Here is a 16215-nt window from a genome sequence, read left to right as displayed (position 1 = left end):
CTTCTGTGCGCAGGGGTTATGACGGAGTGCAGCGACTGGTGTGGGCACCGTTGTACTCCGGCTCTCCGCTTTCGAGCACGCGGAGCAAGGACGCGGTGACGACACGCGTGGTACGTCCGATGCGCAGCACGCGGCACGGGAACTCTCCGCGACGCACGAGGTCGTAGCCCTTCGCCCGAGAGAACCCCAACGCCCTGGAAGCGTCTTCCACGCTGCCCGTTCCGTCCCAGGTGGCGCGGATGTGCGTAGGGCTGTAACGGGTGCCTTGCACCTCGTTGGTCTGTCCGTGCAATTCGGATACTCCAGTTGCTAAGGCGGTGCGGCTTGCGCGCAGCTGATGGCGTTTGAAGCTGCTGAAAACGTCTGGCGCCAATGCATGTGGCAGGGCCAGTGGGGCACGGTGCCGACCCGGAAATTGATCAAAACAGCAAGTGACATAAGTGAGGTCACCCGCCTTGCGCGCTTAGGTTGATGCCGATGAGCAGGCCACCGTGCTGCATGTCAACTTCATTCCCGGGTGCACTCGGGATGCAATAGAAATCGGTCTCCTGCGGTACGGGGAGGTGGGGAGACTGTTATGTGCATCGCAGGATCTTGAGCGCCCACGGCATCTGTTCCACAGCAGCTCTGCGGCAGCGCAGAGAGCTGAGAGCCGTGCGACGCTTTGAATTGACAGCCGTTTTGACGATTCCTTTCGACGTAGGTGCAGGTAGTGGCGGTGGACCATCAATGATCCGGGGAGACGCCGGTTTGGCTAACCGGCGATCCCGCGCTATGTTGCTTCGCTTCGCAACATGTCCGCGCAATGTGCGTCCGCTCGTGTAGTCGACTGTTGCAGCGCTGGCCCCGCCACCGCTTCGGCCTTCCACTGCTCCGTCGGCAACGACACCGACGCCTGTGCCTGGACTACTGAGGTTGAACTCGTGATGTCGTCTTCGGTGATCAGGGGGTGATGGTCAGTCCCGTCTCGGCGAGGCAGCCGTCTATGAGGTGGCTGCGGTACTGGATGTGGCGGAGACCGCGCCGGATGCGCTGGGCGAGGTGTTCGGGGGTGCTGAAGGCGACGTTGGAGAGCCAGCCGCGCCGTAGCAGGGACCAGATGCCTTCGACGGGGTTGAGGTCGGGTGCGTAGGGCGGCAGGTAGTAGATGGTCAGCCAGTCCCGGGCTGCCGCCCATTTGCGCAGGTCGGCGGCCTTGTGGACGTTGAGATTGTCCCAGATGAGGACGATCGGGCCGCCGAGCTGCTGGTGTGCTGTGGTCAGCAGGTCGCGGTAGTCGCGCCAGGAGAAGCTCTTGCGTCCGTCGCGGTTGCCGTCGTCGCGGCGGGGCCGGTAGATCAGCCTCGAGCGGTGGCCGGGTTTGTAGCAGGTCAACGCTGCGATGGAGATGCGTCTGCGGGAGCGGCCGCGGACCCGCACCACCGGGGTGCGGCCACGGGGCGACCAGGTCTTCGCGTGCGGCGGCGTCATGGAGAAGCCGGCTTCGTCCTCGAAGACGAGCCAGGCTCCACGGGCCGCCGCGAGTCTTCCGCGCAGGGCCAGGTCTCCTTCACCCAGCCGGCCACGGCATCGTCGTCGCGTTCCAGTGCCCGGCGGGCGGGGACCTGGCAGGACCAGCCGTTGCGCACCAACAGCTTGCGCACGCCCTGGATGGTGTAGGCCAGGTGGAAGCGCCGACCGATCACGGTCTTGATCCGGCCCAGGGTCCAGCGCTGGTCCTCCCAGCCGTGCGCGGCCGGCCCCTTGGCCAGCTCCGCCTCCAGCTGGGCGAACTGCTCGCCGCTCAGCCTCGGCAACGACGCCGGGCCCTGCGACCGCAGAGCACGCGGCCCGCCCTCGTCCCACGCCTGCCGCCATCGCTGCACCGATCGGACACTGACGCGCAGGTCCTTGGCGATCGCCGAACTCGCCTCGCCGCGGGCGAACCGCTCGGCCGCCTGAAGCCGTAACCCCTCGCGGAACTGCTGTCGTTCGGCGGTCAGCCCGCCCCCTTGTGGATACCGCATGCACCGGTGATACCGCAGGCGACTGCCGCCCGTCAGCCCTTACGACACCACGAGTTCAACCTCAGTAATCACGAGTAGCAACTCGTCTCATGGGCAGCCTTACCCATTTTAGACGCATCGCTTGATCCGCCATCGGACCCTGTGCCGCGATGCCTCCGGATTGCCGAAGCGACGAATTCGCCTACGGCAGACAAGAAAGATCGCAGAAAGACTGGATAGCTGCGCGAGGGCATGTCAACGTACAACGTCCCGCAAAGTCCAGGCCAGACGGTGCCACCGCTCGGCTACGCTCACTTCTTTGAAACCATTTGGGGTGGGCGTTGTGAGGGTTGGCCCGCTGGCGTGGCTCCCTCTTAGGAGGCCCGTCTGTCTGAGTCTGTTATCCGATCTGCTCGCTTCACTTCGCCCGTGCTCTTTGTCCTCGGTGGCCCAAATGTCTGCGGAGGTCGAACGGCCGGTAACTACCTCGCGGCCTCCACAGGGCTCTGTGTTTCCGCCTGCGCCGCCGTCAGCCTTTTCGGGGACAATCTCTTCCAGCGAGGCCACCGCGCAGATCGTGTCGTCCTCGCGCAATGGCACGGCATCCGGGTGCCACAACGAGGCAGGTCGCACAGACCCTACGGGTCCCTGAGCGCCGCGTCACGGCAAATCTCGACCGGCTCACGGGTGACGGTCCGCTGATGCTCGCCCCCAGACAGCGCTCCCGGAGCCTCGCGCTCACCTGCCGACTGCGAGGCCGAGCGGACACAGGGCCCGTGATGCGGCGGGCAACATAGCCGATGATCGCCGGTTCGCCAAACCGGCGATCGTGCGGACCATTGGCGCCGTACGTGCCGACATTTGGCGGCGACTCGGCGCGACATGGGCGTTCGTTGCCGCTTCTCGTACTCGGCGGACGACACGTGTCGAGGGCGATGCAGACCCATTCCTCGCCACATCCGGCGGTCCTTTGCGGAACCGGGCCGGGTTCGCGTCCTGCTCGGACCCGGCCGGTCAGGCCGGCACCGGCGCCTTCAGCGTCTCGACGGCGCGGACCAGCGGCGCCAGTTCCGGGTTGCGAGTGGCCTCGTCGAGGGCCTCACGCAGCGCCGTGTCGTTGGTGGGCCGGGCCGCTTCGAGCTAAGGCCGCCCGCTCGACCTGGACGGTGTCCTTCCCGGGGGCCCGTATTCAGGTCTGGTTGGCTTTGGATTTGTGGTTGAAGGATCCGGCAATCGCATTGGCAGACACGACTGAGCCGACCGACGTCGAGCGGGGTTGGTGCGGTTGGTCGGTGTTCAGCCAAGCTCCCGCGGACGGACACGCACTTGGTCGGCGCCCTGAGGGAAATCGCGAGCTGGCCCAGCACATCAGGAAAGGAACTTGAGATGCCCGAACCGATCAAGAAGCTGCCCCCAAACGCAAAGGGACAGGTGCGCTACCGCTTTGTGGTGGACGCCGGCACGGATCCGGAGACGGGGAAGCGGAAGCAGCTCCGGCGTACCTTCAACACGCTGAGGGAAGCGAAGGCGGAGTACGCCCGCATCACCAGCAAGCGGCATGAAGGGACGTTCGTCCCGCCCAACAAGATCACCGTGAACGAGTGGCTGGATCAGTGGCTCGTGATGAAGGCCGAAGACCTGGAGCCGACCACGGTCTACAACTACCGGGTGACGCTGGATCGTGTACGCGGGAAGCTCGGGAACGTCCGGCTGCAGGAACTCACGGAGGACCATGTGATGGCGTGGATGCAGTGGGCTCTCCAGGGGGGCCGTGTGCGGGGCGGGAAGGCGGGAACGGGGCTCGGGGTCACGTCGGTTGACATGAGCTTGGCCAGACTGAAGGACGCCCTGAACCGTGCTGTCACGCGCGGTCTGGTGACCGTCAACGTTGCCAGCGAGGTGCACATTCCGCTGAAGGCCCGGAAGGCGGAGCGGAGGACTAAGAAGGTTGTCCAGCCATGGAACGCCTCGGAGGTGGGTGCCTTCGTCGCTGCGATGAAGAGTGACCGCCTGTTCGCGCCGTTGCTGCTGTCCGTGATGGGGCTCCGTCCGGCTGAGGTCTGCGGCCTGCGGTGGTCGGACATCGACCTGGAAGCGGCCACGCTCGGCATCGCCAACACCCGGACGATGATGGGCAACCGCACGGTGGTGGAGAAGGACACGAAGAGTATGGCGGGGGAGCGTGTGTTGCCGATCCCGAGCCTTGTACGGGAGGCGCTGAAGACGTTCCGCGCCACGCAGGCAGTGGAACGCTTGGCGGCCGGCGAGGGGTACGAGGGGGGCGGGTATGTCCTCGTGGATGAACTTGGGTGCGCGCTGAACGGTCGGCAGCTTCGTACGCGGGCCTACAAAATAATGGACGCAAACGGCCTTCGCAGGGTCCGTCTGTACGATGCTCGGGCGTCTTGCCTCACGTACTTCGCGAACAACGGGGTGCCGGATCACCTGCTCGCCAGGTGGGCCGGACACACGAACGTAAAGACGACGAAGAAGTGGTACGTGAAGCCGGACGTGGCGGACCTGCTTCCGGCGGCGGAGGCATGGGGAGGTCTCGCAGGGGGCGTGTGACAGATCGTGACAGATGAAGGTGTGAACCCGTGACAGAAGGCAAGAGCGAGACGCTGCAATACCGCTTTGACGGGCCAGAACACCTACCAGTCCTGATCTTGGGCCCGTCTCTCGGTACCACATGGCACATGTGGGACCGGCAGGTTCCCGAGCTGGCGCAGCAGTGGCGGGTCTTCCGGTTCGACCTGCCCGGACACGGGGGCGCCCCGGCGTACGCGGCGGACTCCGTCGGGGACCTCACCGCGCGTCTGCTGGCCACGCTCGACGGGCTCGGCGTGCAGCGCTTCGGGTACGCGGGCTGTGCGCTCGGCGGCGCGGTCGGTGTCGAGCTGGCCCTGCGTCATCCCGAGCGGCTGGCCTCCCTCGCGCTGATCGCCGCCTCGCCGCGCTTCGGTACGGCCGACGAGTTCCGGCAGCGCGGTGTGATCGTCCGGACGAACGGGCTGGACCCCATCGCCCGCAGCGCGCCGGAGAGATGGTTCACCGGAGGGTTCGCCGCGGCCCAGCCCGCGATCACCGAGTGGGCCGTGCAGATGGTGCGCACCACCGACCCCGGCTGCTACATCGCCGCCTGCGAGGCCCTCGCCGCCTTCGACGTGCGCGGCGAACTCGGTCGCGTCGGCGTGCCGACCCTGGTCCTCGTCGGCTCCGACGACCAGGTCACCGGCCCCGCCGAGGCCCGCACCCTGGTCGCCGGGATCCCCGACGCCCGCCTCGCCGTCGTCCCCGGCGCCTCCCACCTGGTCCCGGTCGAGCAGCCCGCGGCCGTCACCGACCTGCTGGTCCGCCACTTCCAGACCGCCTGGCAGGCACCCCACGACGCCGCGACGGGGCAGATCCCCGTCCCGCCCGCCGCCGTTCACCCCGGTGTGTCCGCGGTTCCTGCCGGCCTCGCCACGCCCGTCGCGCCCGCCGGTCCGGCCGGCTCCGCGGCCCCCGTCCAGCCGGCCCTGGCGCCCGCCGCGCCCGTGCCGGCACAGGCCGCCCCCGTACCCGTGCCCGCATCCGCCGCACCGGTCGCCCCCGTGCCGCCCCAGGCAGCGCCCGCACCGCCGCGGGGTGTGCCCGTCGCCGAGATCGCCCCGGCCGTCGTACCGCCGCAGGAGCAGGGGCGGCCCGACCCCTACGACGCCGGGCTCAAGGTCCGCCGCGAGGTGCTCGGGGACGCGCACGTCGACCGGGAGCTGGCGCAGGCGGACGAGTTCTCCGGGGAGTTCCAGGAGTTCCTCACCCGCTACACCTGGGGCGAGATCTGGGACCGGCCCGGACTGGACCGCCGCACCCGCAGCTGCATCTCCCTCACCGCCCTGGTCGCGGGCGGTCACCTGGACGAGCTCGACCGCCACGTCCGGGCCGCCCTGCGCAACGGCCTCACCCCGGACGAGATCAAGGAAGTGCTGCTCCAGGCCGCCGTCTACTGCGGCGTACCTGCGGCGAACAGAGCCTTCCGGGTGGCGCAGCGGGTCGTCCGGGAGGAGACCACACCGCAGGAGTGAGCGGGCGCGGCGTCGTTCGCGCGACCGTGCGGTGCGGCGGCAGGATGGGGGCATGAGGTTCACCAAGAAGTCTCACTCCTGCGTCCGCCTGGAGAAGGACGGGCAGACGCTCGTCCTCGACCCCGGGGGATTCAGCGAGGAGGACGCCGCCCTCGGCGCGGACGCCATCCTCGTCACCCACGAGCACCCCGACCACTTCGACGAGCCGCGGCTGCGCGCCGCCCTGGAGAGCAGCCCGGCGGCGGAGATCTGGACGCTGAGGTCGGTCGCCGAGAGGATCTCGGCGGCCTTCCCCGGCCGTGTCCACACCGTCGGCCACGGGGACACGTTCACCGCCGCCGGCTTCGACGTCCAGGTCCACGGCGAGCTGCACGCGGTGATCCACCCGGACATCCCGCGCGTCACCAACATCGGCTTCCTCGTCGACGGCGGCACGGTCTTCCACCCCGGCGACGCGCTCACCGTCCCCGACCACCCGGTCGAGACGCTGATGCTGCCGGTCATGGCCCCCTGGAACAAGATCTCCGAGGTCATCGACTACGTCCGCGAGGTCAAGCCGCAGCGCGCCTACGACATCCACGACGCCCTCCTCACCGACCTGGCCCGCCCCATCTACGACCGCCAGATCGGGCAGCTGGGCGGCTCCGAGCACCTGCGGCTGACCCCGGGGGAGTCCGTCCGGGTCTGACCCTGCCCACCGCCCCGCGCCCGAACCGGGCGGGACCCGGGTTGTCAGTCCCGCCCGGTAGGTTGGTGGACATGCGCATCGCCACCTGGAACGTGAACTCGATCACCGCCCGCCTGCCCCGGCTGCTCGCCTGGCTGGAGAGCAGCGGCACCGACGTGCTGTGCCTCCAGGAGGCCAAGGTCGCCGAGGAGCAGTTCCCGTTCGACGAGCTGCGCGAGAAGGGCTACGAGGCCGCCGTGCACGCCACCGGCCGGTGGAACGGGGTGGCGGTGCTCTCCCGCGTGGGCCTCGCCGACGTCGTCAAAGGCCTGCCCGGAGACCCGGGGTACGAGGGCGTGCAGGAACCCCGCGCCATCTCGGCGACCTGCGGCCCGGTCCGCGTCTGGTCGGTGTACGTGCCGAACGGCCGCGAGGTCGAGCACGCTCACTACGCCTACAAGCTCCAGTGGCTGGAGGCGCTCCGCGCGGCCGTCGAGGGCGACACGGCAGGCGAGCGCCCGTTCGCCGTGCTGGGGGACTACAACATCGCCCCGACCGACGACGACGTCTACGACCGCGCCGCCTTCGAGGGCTCCACGCACGTCACCCCGGCCGAGCGCGCCGCCCTCACCTCCCTCCGGCAGGCCGGGCTGACCGACGTGGTGCCGCGCCCGCTGAAGTACGACCACCCCTACACCTACTGGGACTACCGCCAGCTCTGCTTCCCCAAGAACCGCGGCATGCGCATCGACCTGGTCTACGGCAACGAGCCGTTCGCCAAGGCCGTCACCGACGCCTACGTCGACCGCGAGGAGCGCAAGGGCAAGGGCGCCTCCGACCACGCGCCGGTCGTGGTCGACCTGGACGTCTAGCCGTCCCCCGCCCGGGCGCCCCGCTGTGCCCCCGCGTGCCCTGTGGTGCGCACGGCGGTACGAATGTCAGTCTGGGGGGATGCGCATCCCCTTCCTGGGCAGACGGCGCGAGCCCGACCGGGTCCACGACCCGGACGGCATCGCCGAGCTGCTCGCCGACTGTGATCTGCTCCGCTCGCAGGCGTGGCGGGAGGGGATCGAACTCGACGACTCCGAGGCCTCCCTGGCGCGCCTCGACCAGATGCTGCCCCGCTGGCGCGCCGACGAGGAGATCATGCTCTGGCTCGGCAACGACGCGGGTCTGTATCTGGGGACCGTGATCGTGCGGACGGTGCCCGGTGCCGCCTGGGCCATCCGGGAGGACGGCCAGCCGGTCGTCCGGCTCGGCTCGGGCCGCGAGTTCGACGTCGTGGCCTCGGGCTCCGCCTGGGCCGAGGACGGCGTCCCCGAACTGTCCCAGCTCTTCGCCGAGGTCTCCGAGCCCTGACGGGCTCAGGCCCGGTGGGAGTTGCGGGGGGCCGGTGCCGGGGCCGGCAGGGGGCTTGTCGCCGCTCGGGTCACGTCGCCGACGAGTTCGACGACGTCCGCGCCGTACGCCTGCGAGTTGACGACCTTCAGCAGCAGCACGAACGAGTTCTTGCCGTGCTTGCGCGCCAGCCGCTCGTGGTTCCGGGCGAGGTAGCGCGTGGCGGCCTGGTTGGTGATCGCGCGCTGGCCGCAGAACAGGAACGCCGGGCGTGCCTCGCGCCGGTCGCCGGCGGTGAGACGGGCCAGCAGGACGTACTCCGTGACCCCCGGGTCCATGCGGTAGCGCTCGGCGCCGATCTGGAAGGCGGCCCGGTCCGGGCCCGGCTCGGGATCCACGTTGATCCGCACCCCGGGCAGCATGGCCGCCATGTGGGCCACCATCCGCCGGTTCGACCCGGGCCCGCCCACGCAGAACTCCGTGCGCTCGCCGAAGCCCTGATGGACCGTGTCCTGGGTGACCACCTGGACGTGCGCGCCGCAGTCCTTGATCAGCGCGGCCAGCTCCAGCAGCGCGAACACGTCGAAGCGGTGCACCGCCGGTTCGGAGGTCGCGGGGTCCCGGTTGACGACGAGCAGCGACTCCGCGTTCTCCGGCAGCCCGAAGAACGCCTGCTTGCGGTGGAGTCTCCGCTTCCAGAGGTAGGTACGGGCGAGCCAGCCCAGCGCGGCGCTGATGCCCGCCGCTATCACACCCAGGACGATGTTGCGTACGTCGTCAGTCATGGGCGCGCATGCTAGCGGTCGCGGGGGTACCGGTGTCCGACGGGCCCCTGACGCGGCCATGACGATGACCTAAGCTGCCCGAACGGCCTTTCACTGGAGGTGCGGATGCGTCGCCCTGTCGCACGGAATCTGACGGTCCTGGCGGTCTCGGCCGCCGTGGTGTCGGTGGGGGCGGCGGCGCCGCCCACCGCGCAGCACGGACCCGCCCCGCAGCACCGACCCCCCGCCGCCGAGAAGACCCCGGTCGCCGCCGGCTACGGCGGGGCGGTGGCCAGCGTCGACCAGGACGCCTCCGCCGCCGGCATCGAGGTGCTGCGCAAGGGCGGCAACGCCGTCGACGCGGCCGTCGCCACGGCCGCCGCGCTCGGCGTCACCGAGCCCTACTCCGCCGGCGTCGGCGGGGGCGGCTACTTCGTCTACTACGACGCCAAGTCCCGTACGGTGCGCACCATCGACGGCCGCGAGACCGCGCCGCTGACCGCCGACGAGGACCTGTTCACCGAGAACGGCAAGCCGCTCGCCTTCGCCGACGCGGTCACCAGCGGCCTCGCCGTCGGCACCCCCGGCACGCCCGCGACCTGGCAGACGGCCCTGGACAAGTGGGGCAGCCGCAAGCTCGCCTCCGTGCTGGAGCCCGCCGAGCGCCTCGCGCGGAAGGGTTTCACCGTCGACGAGACCTTCCGCTCCCAGACCGCCGCCAACGAGCAGCGGTTCCGCTACTTCCCGGACACCGCCGAGCTCTTCCTGCCGGGCGGCGAGCTCCCGGCCGTCGGCTCCACGTTCAGGAACCCCGATCTGGCCCGCACCTACAAGGAGCTGGGCCGCAAGGGCGTCGGAGCGATCTACCACGGCGAGCTCGGCGAGGACATCGTCGCCACCGTCAACAAGCCGCCCGTCGACCCGGACTCCGGCTGGAACGCCCGCCCCGGCGACCTGTCCGCCAAGGACCTCGCGGCCTACGGGGCCAAGCTCCAGGCGCCCACCAGGACCACGTACCGCGGCCTGGACGTCTACTCCATCGCCCCCTCCTCCTCCGGCGGCACCACGGTCGGCGAGGCGCTCAACATCCTGGAGCGCTCCGACCTGTCGAAGGCGAGCAAGGCCCAGTACCTGCACCGCTTCATCGAGGCGAGCCGGATCGCCTTCGCCGACCGCGGGCGCTGGGTCGGCGACCCCGCCTTCGAGGACGTACCGGCGACAGAGCTGCTGTCGCAGCGGTACGCCGACTCGCGGGCCTGCCTGATCAAGGACGACGCCGTACTCACCAGCCCCCTCGCGCCCGGCGATCCCCGCCACCCTGCCCCCTGCGCGGGCGGTGGCACGGGGGCGCCGACGACGTACGAGGGCGAGAACACCACGCACCTCACGGTCGCCGACAGGTGGGGCAACGTCGTCGCCTACACGCTCACCATCGAGCAGACCGGCGGCAGCGGCATCACCGTGCCGGGCCGCGGCTTCCTGCTCAACAACGAGCTGACCGACTTCTCCTTCGCCCCCGCCGACCCGGCGGTCCACGACCCGAACCTGCCCGGCCCCGGGAAGCGCCCGCGCTCCTCGATCGCGCCGACCATCGTCCTGGACAAGCACCAGCGGCCGGTCGTCGCGGTCGGCTCGCCCGGCGGCGCGACCATCATCACCACCGTCCTCCAGACCCTCACCGGCTTCCTCGACCGGGGGCTGCCGCTGGTCGACGCCATCGCCGCGCCGCGAGCCAGCCAGCGCAACGCCGCCCGGACCGAGCTCGAACCCGGCCTGTACGACAGCGGGCTGCGAGCCGAACTGGAGGCGCTCGGGCACGCCTTCAAGGCCAACCCGGAGATCGGCGCGGCGACCGGCGTGCAGCGGCTGCCGGACGGCCGGTGGCTGGCCGCCGCCGAGAAGGAACGGCGCGGCGGCGGCTCGGCCATGGTGGTCAGGCCCGCGCGGCGGTAGCGCGGGTCACTGCTCGGGGGCGGGCCGCACCGGCGTACGGAACGCCAGCCGCCCGTCCTCGACGTCCACCGTGACCCGGCCGCCCTCCTGGACGCGGCCGTCGAGCAGCAGCCGCGAGAGCTGGTTGTCCACCTCGCGCTGGATGGTGCGGCGCAGCGGCCGGGCACCGTACTCGGGCTGGTAGCCGCGCTCGGCGATCCAGTCCACGGCCGCGTCCGTGAAGTCGACGGTGATGTCCTGCGCCCGCACCATGCGCCGGGTCTGTTCGAGCAGCAGGTTGGTGATCTGCCGCAGCTGCTCGCCGCTGAGCTGCCGGAAGACCACGATCTCGTCGATGCGGTTGAGGAACTCCGGCCGGAAGTGCTCGCGCAGCGGACGCAGCACCTGCTCGCGCCGGGCCTCCTCGTCGGCCTCGGAACCACCCGCCCCGAAGCCGATGCCGGCCCCGCGCCGGGTGATCACGTCGGAGCCCAGGTTGCTGGTCATCACGACGACCGTGTTGGTGAAGTCCACCGTCCGGCCCTGCGAGTCGGTCAGCCGGCCGTCGTCCAGCACCTGGAGGAGGATGTTGAAGACGTCCGGGTGCGCCTTCTCCACCTCGTCGAGCAGCAGCAGCGAGTACGGGTGCCGGCGCACCACCTCGGTGAGCTGGCCGGCCTCCTCGTGCCCGACGTAGCCGGGCGGGGCGCCGACCAGGCGGCTGACGGTGTGCCGTTCCTGGTACTCGCTCATGTCGAGGCGCACCATGCGGTCCTCGCTGCCGAACAGGGCCTCGGCCAGCGCCCGGGCCAGCTCGGTCTTGCCGACGCCGGTCGGGCCGAGGAAGAGGAAGGATCCGATGGGCCGGTCGGGGCTGGCGAGCCCGGCGCGGGAGCGCAGCACGGCGTCGGAGACGACCCGGACGGCCTCGTCCTGGCCGACGACCCGCTCGTGCAGGTGCGACTCCAGGCCGAGCAGGCGGTCCTTCTCCTCCTGGGTGAGGCTGCTGACCGGGATGCCGGTCTGCCGGGACACCACCTCGGCGATGGACTCGGTGCCGACCACCAGGTTCAGGCCCTCGTCGGCCTCGTCGGCGCCGTCCGCCTCGGTGATCCGCTGCTTCAGCTCGGTGATCCGGTCGCGCAGCTGCATGGCCTGCTCGTACTGCTCGTCCGCGACGGCCTGGTCCTTGTCCCGGATCAGCTGGTCGACCTCGCGCTCCATGGCCCGTACGTCGGTGCCCTTGGTGCGCGCCCGCAGCCGCACCCGGGCACCGGCCTGGTCGATCAGGTCGATGGCCTTGTCGGGCAGGCGCCGGTCGGTGAGATAGCGGTCGGACATCTCGACGGCCGCGACCAGCGCCTCGTCGGTGTAGCGGACCTGGTGGTGGGCCTCGTAGCGGTCGCGCAGTCCGCGCAGGATCTCGATGGCGTCCGCGACGGTCGGTTCGGGGACCAGGATCGGCTGGAAACGGCGGGCGAGGGCCGCGTCCTTCTCGATCCGGCGGTACTCCTCCAGCGTGGTGGCGCCCACGATGTGCAGCTCGCCGCGGGCCAGGGCCGGCTTGAGGATGTTGCCCGCGTCCATCGAACCGCCCTCGCCGCCGCCACCGGCGCCGACGACCGTGTGCAGCTCGTCGATGAAGATGATCAGCTGGTCCGAGTTGGCGCGGATCTCGCCGACGATGTTGTTCATCCGCTCCTCGAAGTCGCCCCGGTAGCGGGTGCCCGCGACCACGGCGGTCAGGTCCAGCGCGACCACGCGCCGCCCGATCAGCACGTCGGGCACGTCGCCGTCGGTGATGCGCTGGGCGAGACCCTCCACGACGGCCGTCTTGCCGACACCCGCGTCACCGATCAGGACGGGGTTGTTCTTGCCGCGCCGGGAGAGCACCTCGACGGTCTGCTCGATCTCGTCCTCACGCCCGATCACGGGGTCGATCCGGCCCTGCTGGGCCAGGTCGGTGAGGTCGCGGCCGTACTTGTCGAGGGTCGGCGTGCTGGTGGCCTTCGGCCCCTCCGGGCGTGCCTTCGCCGCGTCCGGCGTCTCCGTCGGCAGGCCCGAGGGGGCGAAGCGGGCGGCGTTCAGGATGTGCCCGGCGGCCGAGTCAGGGTTGGCGGCCAGGGCGCTGAGCACGTGCTCCGGGCCGATGTATCCGGTGCCGGTCGAGCGGGCCATCTCGTGCGCGTCCAGCAGGGCGCGCTTGACGGCGGGCGTCAGGGAGAGCGAGGTGGGCGGCGGGACCTCGCCCGGCGGGTGCTGCACCGGGCCGGTCCGCTCGTCGATCTGCGACGCCAGCGCGTCGGGGTCGGCGCCGGCCCGGCTGAGCAGGCCCCGGGTCGGTTCGGTGGCGAGCGCGGCGCGCAGCAGGTGCTCGGTGTCCAGGTCCCGGCTGCCGTGCTCGGCGGCGTACTGGGCGGCGCCGCGCACCAGCTCGCGGGCGGGCTGGCTGAGCAGCCGGCCGATGTCGATCTGCCTCGGCCTGGGCCCGCCGAAGAAGCGTGCCAGGAATTCCGCGAACGGGTCGCCCTCCGGGCCCATGTAGCCGCTGGTCATGGTGTACGGACCTCCGCTGCATCGCTGATCGACGTGCCGGGGGCGGGTAACCCGGTCGGGGTGCGGTCATGCCCAACATGACACGTTCTGTTCCTGCGGGCATGTCCTGGGCCTGACCGGGGCCCGGCGTGAGGGCGGGGCCGAGGGCCGTGGGTCGCGTGGCCCGGCGCTGCGGGGTGCCTTCCCCACTCCCGGCTTCTCCCCCACGAGCGGGGGACCCCCACGAGCGGGGGACCCTCGCCGCCGGCCGTGCCGCCCCTGCGGTACGACTGCCCGCAGCTGCGTGGCTGCGTGGCTGCGCGGCTACGCGGGACCGAGGAGCTCCCGGGACGTCAGTACGCGCGGGCCCGTCTTCGTGATCGCCACCGTGTGTTCCACGTGGGCCGCTCGGGAGCCGTCGTTCGTGCGGAGGGTCCAGCCGTCCGCGGCGGCGTGCCAGTCGTCGCGGCCGCTGCCGATCAGCATCGGCTCGATGGCGAGGACCATGCCGGGCCGGAGCGGGAGTCCGCGGCCCGGGCGGCCCTCGTTGGGGACCTCCGGGTCCTCGTGCATGCGGCGCCCGATGCCGTGGCCGCCGAAGCCGTCCGGGACGCCGTAACCCGCCGCCCGGCACACCGAGCCGACGGCGTGCGCGATGTCGCCGATGCGGTTGCCGACGACGGCCGCGTCGATCGCCGCCGCGAGGGCCCGCTCGGCCGTGTCGATCAGGGCCGTGTCCGCGGGGCGCGGGGTGCCCACGGTGAAGCTGATCGCCGAGTCGCCCGCCCAGCCGTCCAGCGTCGCCCCGCAGTCGAGGGAGACGAGGTCGCCGTCGCGCAGCCGGTAGCCGTCCGGGATGCCGTGCACGATCGCGTCGTTCACCGAGGCGCAGACGACGGCCGGGAAGGGCGTCGGCGCCCACGCGGGCCGGTAGCCGAGGAAGGGCGAGGTCGCGCCGGCCTCCCGCAGCACCTCACGGGCCACCGCGTCCAGCTCCAGCAGGGACACCCCCACGTCGGCGGCCTGCCGCGCGGCGGTCAGCGCGCGGGCGACGACCTGCCCGGCCGCGTGCATGGCCTCGATCGACGTGTCCGTCTTCAGTTCCATCATGCCAATTACTATACCGGTATTTGAATTGGGGTCGTCGTGGTGGTGCGGTATTAGAATGACGGCATGGTGCGCACCCCTTTGACCCCGGAAGAACGCGAACGCGGCGAGCGGCTCGGGCGGCTGCTCCGCGCTGCCCGCGGCGACCGCACCATGACGGAGGTCGCCGCGCAGGCCGGTGTCTCCGCCGAGACGCTGCGCAAGATCGAGACCGGGAGGGCGCCGACGCCGGCGTTCTTCACGGTGGCCGCGCTGGCCGCCGTCCTGGGCGTGTCCATGGACGATCTCGTGGGGCAGTGCGCGCTCGTCGGCGTCTGATGTCCGCTCCCGAAAACTCCCCGTAGCCGACCCGTAACACCGCTGGTGTTCCCTACAGCCGGAGCGGTGACCTCCAGTGGGGCGGGAGTCGGACGATGGTCGTGGAACAACTGCCGGAGCACGTACGGGAGTTCGCGCGCCACCTGGCGGGGCTGCTGGCCCGCCTCGACCCGGACACCGGCTGGTACGCGGTGTTCGGGCAGCGGGACCCCGACGGCATGCGCGCCTGCCTCGACGGGCGCGAGGTGCCGCCCTGGGACGTGGTGGAGGCGCTGCTCCAGGATCTCGCCGGGCGGCACGGCGCCGCCGTCGCCGCGTCGGAGACGGGCACGGCCCGTGCCCTGCACCGGGCCGCGCTCACCGCGTACGACGCGCTGCCCGGTGCCCGGGACGCCCTCGGGGACCGGCTCGACGTGATGCTCCGCGAGCAGCGGTACGCCGCCGAACGGCAGGTCGCACTGGGCCGCCTGCTCGCCGGGGCCACCACCCCCGAGGCGGCCGACGCCCTCCGCCGCGACCTGGCCTGGGCCCGCGACGACCACACCCGGGCGACCGCCCGGTGCGCGGAGATACGGGCCCGGATGGCGGAACTCGACCGCGCCGGGGAACGGGACGCACCGGCCGGCCGGGGCAGGGGCGACGCCGGCGGGGCGGCCGGACCCGCCGCGGACACGGGCGGGCACCACCACGCGCCGGCCGAGCCCGCACGGCCCGCCCCCGAGCACCCGGCCCCTGCCCCCGGGCATCCCGTCCCCGCGCAGCGCCGACGCCGCCGTGGCGGTGCCCGCTTCGCCGGCAGCCCGGACGTGGACGCGACGCCCGTCGCCGTGGCGCCGGACCACCTGCCGGAACCCCTCGCCGCCCCCGCCGGGCGCACCCCGGGCGGCGCCCGCTTCGCCGGGGCCATGCCGGACGCCGAGCCCGTAGGACCGCCGTCCGCACCATCGGCCGCACCGCCGTCCGCGCCGCCCGCCGAGGACGACCGTGCGGAGGCCGTCCGGATCGTCGAGGCGCTGGCGCGGCTGCGCGCCGAGGGGCGCAGCGGTGAGGCGCACGCCCTGCTGGCCGAGGCCGCGCGCGGGCCCGCCGCCCGTTTCCCGCTGCTCGCCGAGCACCTGGACCGCGCCGGTCTCGGCGCCGACCGGACGACCCTGCTGTGGGAGGCCGCCTCCCTGCCCGCCGACCGGCTGGCCGCCGCCGCCGAGGCACTGACCGCGGCCGGGCGCGAGGCCGACGGGGAGCAGGTCCTGCGGCAGGGCGTCGTACGGCCCGGTGCGGAGACGGGCAGCGCCGTGCTCGCCCTGGCCGCCGAGGGCCGTCACCGCGAGGCCCGCGCGCTCCTCGACGCCTGCGTCCGGGCCCGCACCCCGCAGCAGGCCGCACGCGTCGCCGAACCCGCCCCGCCGGTGCTCGTACCGCTGCTGCTGGACGCGGCACGGGCGGTCTCCGCCGAACGGCACCGGGACCTCGTCCACGCCCTGCGCGTCGCCGGACTGGCCGGCTGA

The 16215-nt window shown here is 71.8% G+C and carries 13 protein-coding genes and 1 pseudogene; 8 read left to right on the top strand and 6 right to left on the bottom strand.

What is annotated here, in order from left to right; translation table 11 throughout:
* Positions 1 to 942: 942 nt before the first annotated feature.
* The 3 genes and pseudogenes from AB0E77_RS09925 to AB0E77_RS09915 form a co-directional block, all read right to left on the bottom strand.
* Entirely contained in the window at positions 943 to 1470 is a 528-nt protein-coding gene (locus AB0E77_RS09925) for a transposase (protein ID WP_359578382.1), read from the bottom strand.
* Positions 1467 to 2006 (bottom strand): winged helix-turn-helix domain-containing protein, encoded by a 540-nt coding sequence (locus tag AB0E77_RS09920; protein WP_081239670.1) that lies wholly within the window; start codon positions 2004 to 2006, stop codon positions 1467 to 1469. The genes AB0E77_RS09925 and AB0E77_RS09920 overlap by 4 nt, the downstream gene beginning before the upstream one ends.
* Positions 2007 to 2999: 993 nt before the next feature.
* A pseudogene (locus AB0E77_RS09915) lies at positions 3000 to 3125 on the bottom strand (MarR family transcriptional regulator); the annotation flags it as partial.
* Positions 3126 to 3371: 246 nt separating this feature from the next.
* On the opposite strand from AB0E77_RS09915, the gene AB0E77_RS09910 reads away from it, so the two are divergent.
* From AB0E77_RS09910 to AB0E77_RS09890, 5 genes are all read left to right on the top strand, one after another.
* The gene (locus AB0E77_RS09910; RefSeq protein ID WP_193458522.1) at positions 3372 to 4553 is read left to right on the top strand and encodes a tyrosine-type recombinase/integrase; all 1182 of its coding nucleotides are present in this window, start codon (positions 3372 to 3374) and stop codon (positions 4551 to 4553) included.
* A 29-nt stretch (positions 4554 to 4582) separates the two neighbouring features.
* Positions 4583 to 6049 carry a 4-carboxymuconolactone decarboxylase gene (pcaC, locus tag AB0E77_RS09905; RefSeq protein ID WP_361568139.1) on the top strand — a complete coding sequence of 489 codons (1467 nt, stop codon included), beginning with the start codon at positions 4583 to 4585 and terminating at the stop codon, positions 6047 to 6049.
* A 52-nt stretch (positions 6050 to 6101) separates the two neighbouring features.
* On the top strand, positions 6102 to 6737 hold the full coding sequence (locus AB0E77_RS09900) for an MBL fold metallo-hydrolase (protein WP_361568136.1): 636 nt from the start codon (positions 6102 to 6104) through the stop codon (positions 6735 to 6737).
* Positions 6738 to 6808: 71 nt separating this feature from the next.
* A complete protein-coding gene (locus AB0E77_RS09895; protein WP_361568133.1) occupies positions 6809 to 7588 on the top strand; it encodes an exodeoxyribonuclease III in 780 nt (259 codons plus the stop codon).
* A gap of 79 nt (positions 7589 to 7667) precedes the next feature.
* Positions 7668 to 8075: a DUF6278 family protein gene (locus AB0E77_RS09890; RefSeq protein ID WP_361568130.1), complete on the top strand. Its 408-nt coding sequence runs from the start codon at positions 7668 to 7670 to the stop codon at positions 8073 to 8075.
* 5 nt (positions 8076 to 8080) lie between these two features.
* On the opposite strand, the gene AB0E77_RS09885 is transcribed toward AB0E77_RS09890, so the two are convergent.
* Positions 8081 to 8839, bottom strand: coding sequence for a hypothetical protein (locus AB0E77_RS09885; protein WP_361568127.1), 759 nt, complete (start codon positions 8837 to 8839; stop codon positions 8081 to 8083).
* 105 nt (positions 8840 to 8944) lie between these two features.
* On the opposite strand from AB0E77_RS09885, the gene ggt reads away from it, so the two are divergent.
* Positions 8945 to 10771 (top strand): gamma-glutamyltransferase, encoded by a 1827-nt coding sequence (gene ggt / locus AB0E77_RS09880; RefSeq protein ID WP_361568125.1) that lies wholly within the window; start codon positions 8945 to 8947, stop codon positions 10769 to 10771.
* 6 nt (positions 10772 to 10777) lie between these two features.
* On the opposite strand, the gene AB0E77_RS09875 is transcribed toward ggt, so the two are convergent.
* Both AB0E77_RS09875 and map read right to left on the bottom strand, forming a co-directional pair.
* Positions 10778 to 13306 (bottom strand): ATP-dependent Clp protease ATP-binding subunit, encoded by a 2529-nt coding sequence (locus tag AB0E77_RS09875; RefSeq protein ID WP_361568122.1) that lies wholly within the window; start codon positions 13304 to 13306, stop codon positions 10778 to 10780.
* A gap of 303 nt (positions 13307 to 13609) precedes the next feature.
* Positions 13610 to 14395, bottom strand: a complete 786-nt coding sequence (map, locus tag AB0E77_RS09870) for a type I methionyl aminopeptidase (protein WP_361568120.1) — start codon at positions 14393 to 14395, stop codon at positions 13610 to 13612.
* 63 nt (positions 14396 to 14458) lie between these two features.
* On the opposite strand from map, the gene AB0E77_RS09865 reads away from it, so the two are divergent.
* Positions 14459 to 14710, top strand: a complete 252-nt coding sequence (locus AB0E77_RS09865; protein ID WP_361568118.1) for a helix-turn-helix transcriptional regulator — start codon at positions 14459 to 14461, stop codon at positions 14708 to 14710.
* A gap of 95 nt (positions 14711 to 14805) precedes the next feature.
* On the top strand, positions 14806 to 16215 hold the full coding sequence (locus tag AB0E77_RS09860; protein ID WP_361568115.1) for a hypothetical protein: 1410 nt from the start codon (positions 14806 to 14808) through the stop codon (positions 16213 to 16215).

Source organism: Streptomyces sp. NPDC032940, from assembly GCF_040636935.1.
GTDB lineage: Bacteria > Actinomycetota > Actinomycetes > Streptomycetales > Streptomycetaceae > Streptomyces.
The sequence above is the reverse complement of the archived record's forward strand: the minus strand, read 5'-3'. Positions and strand labels throughout refer to the sequence as shown.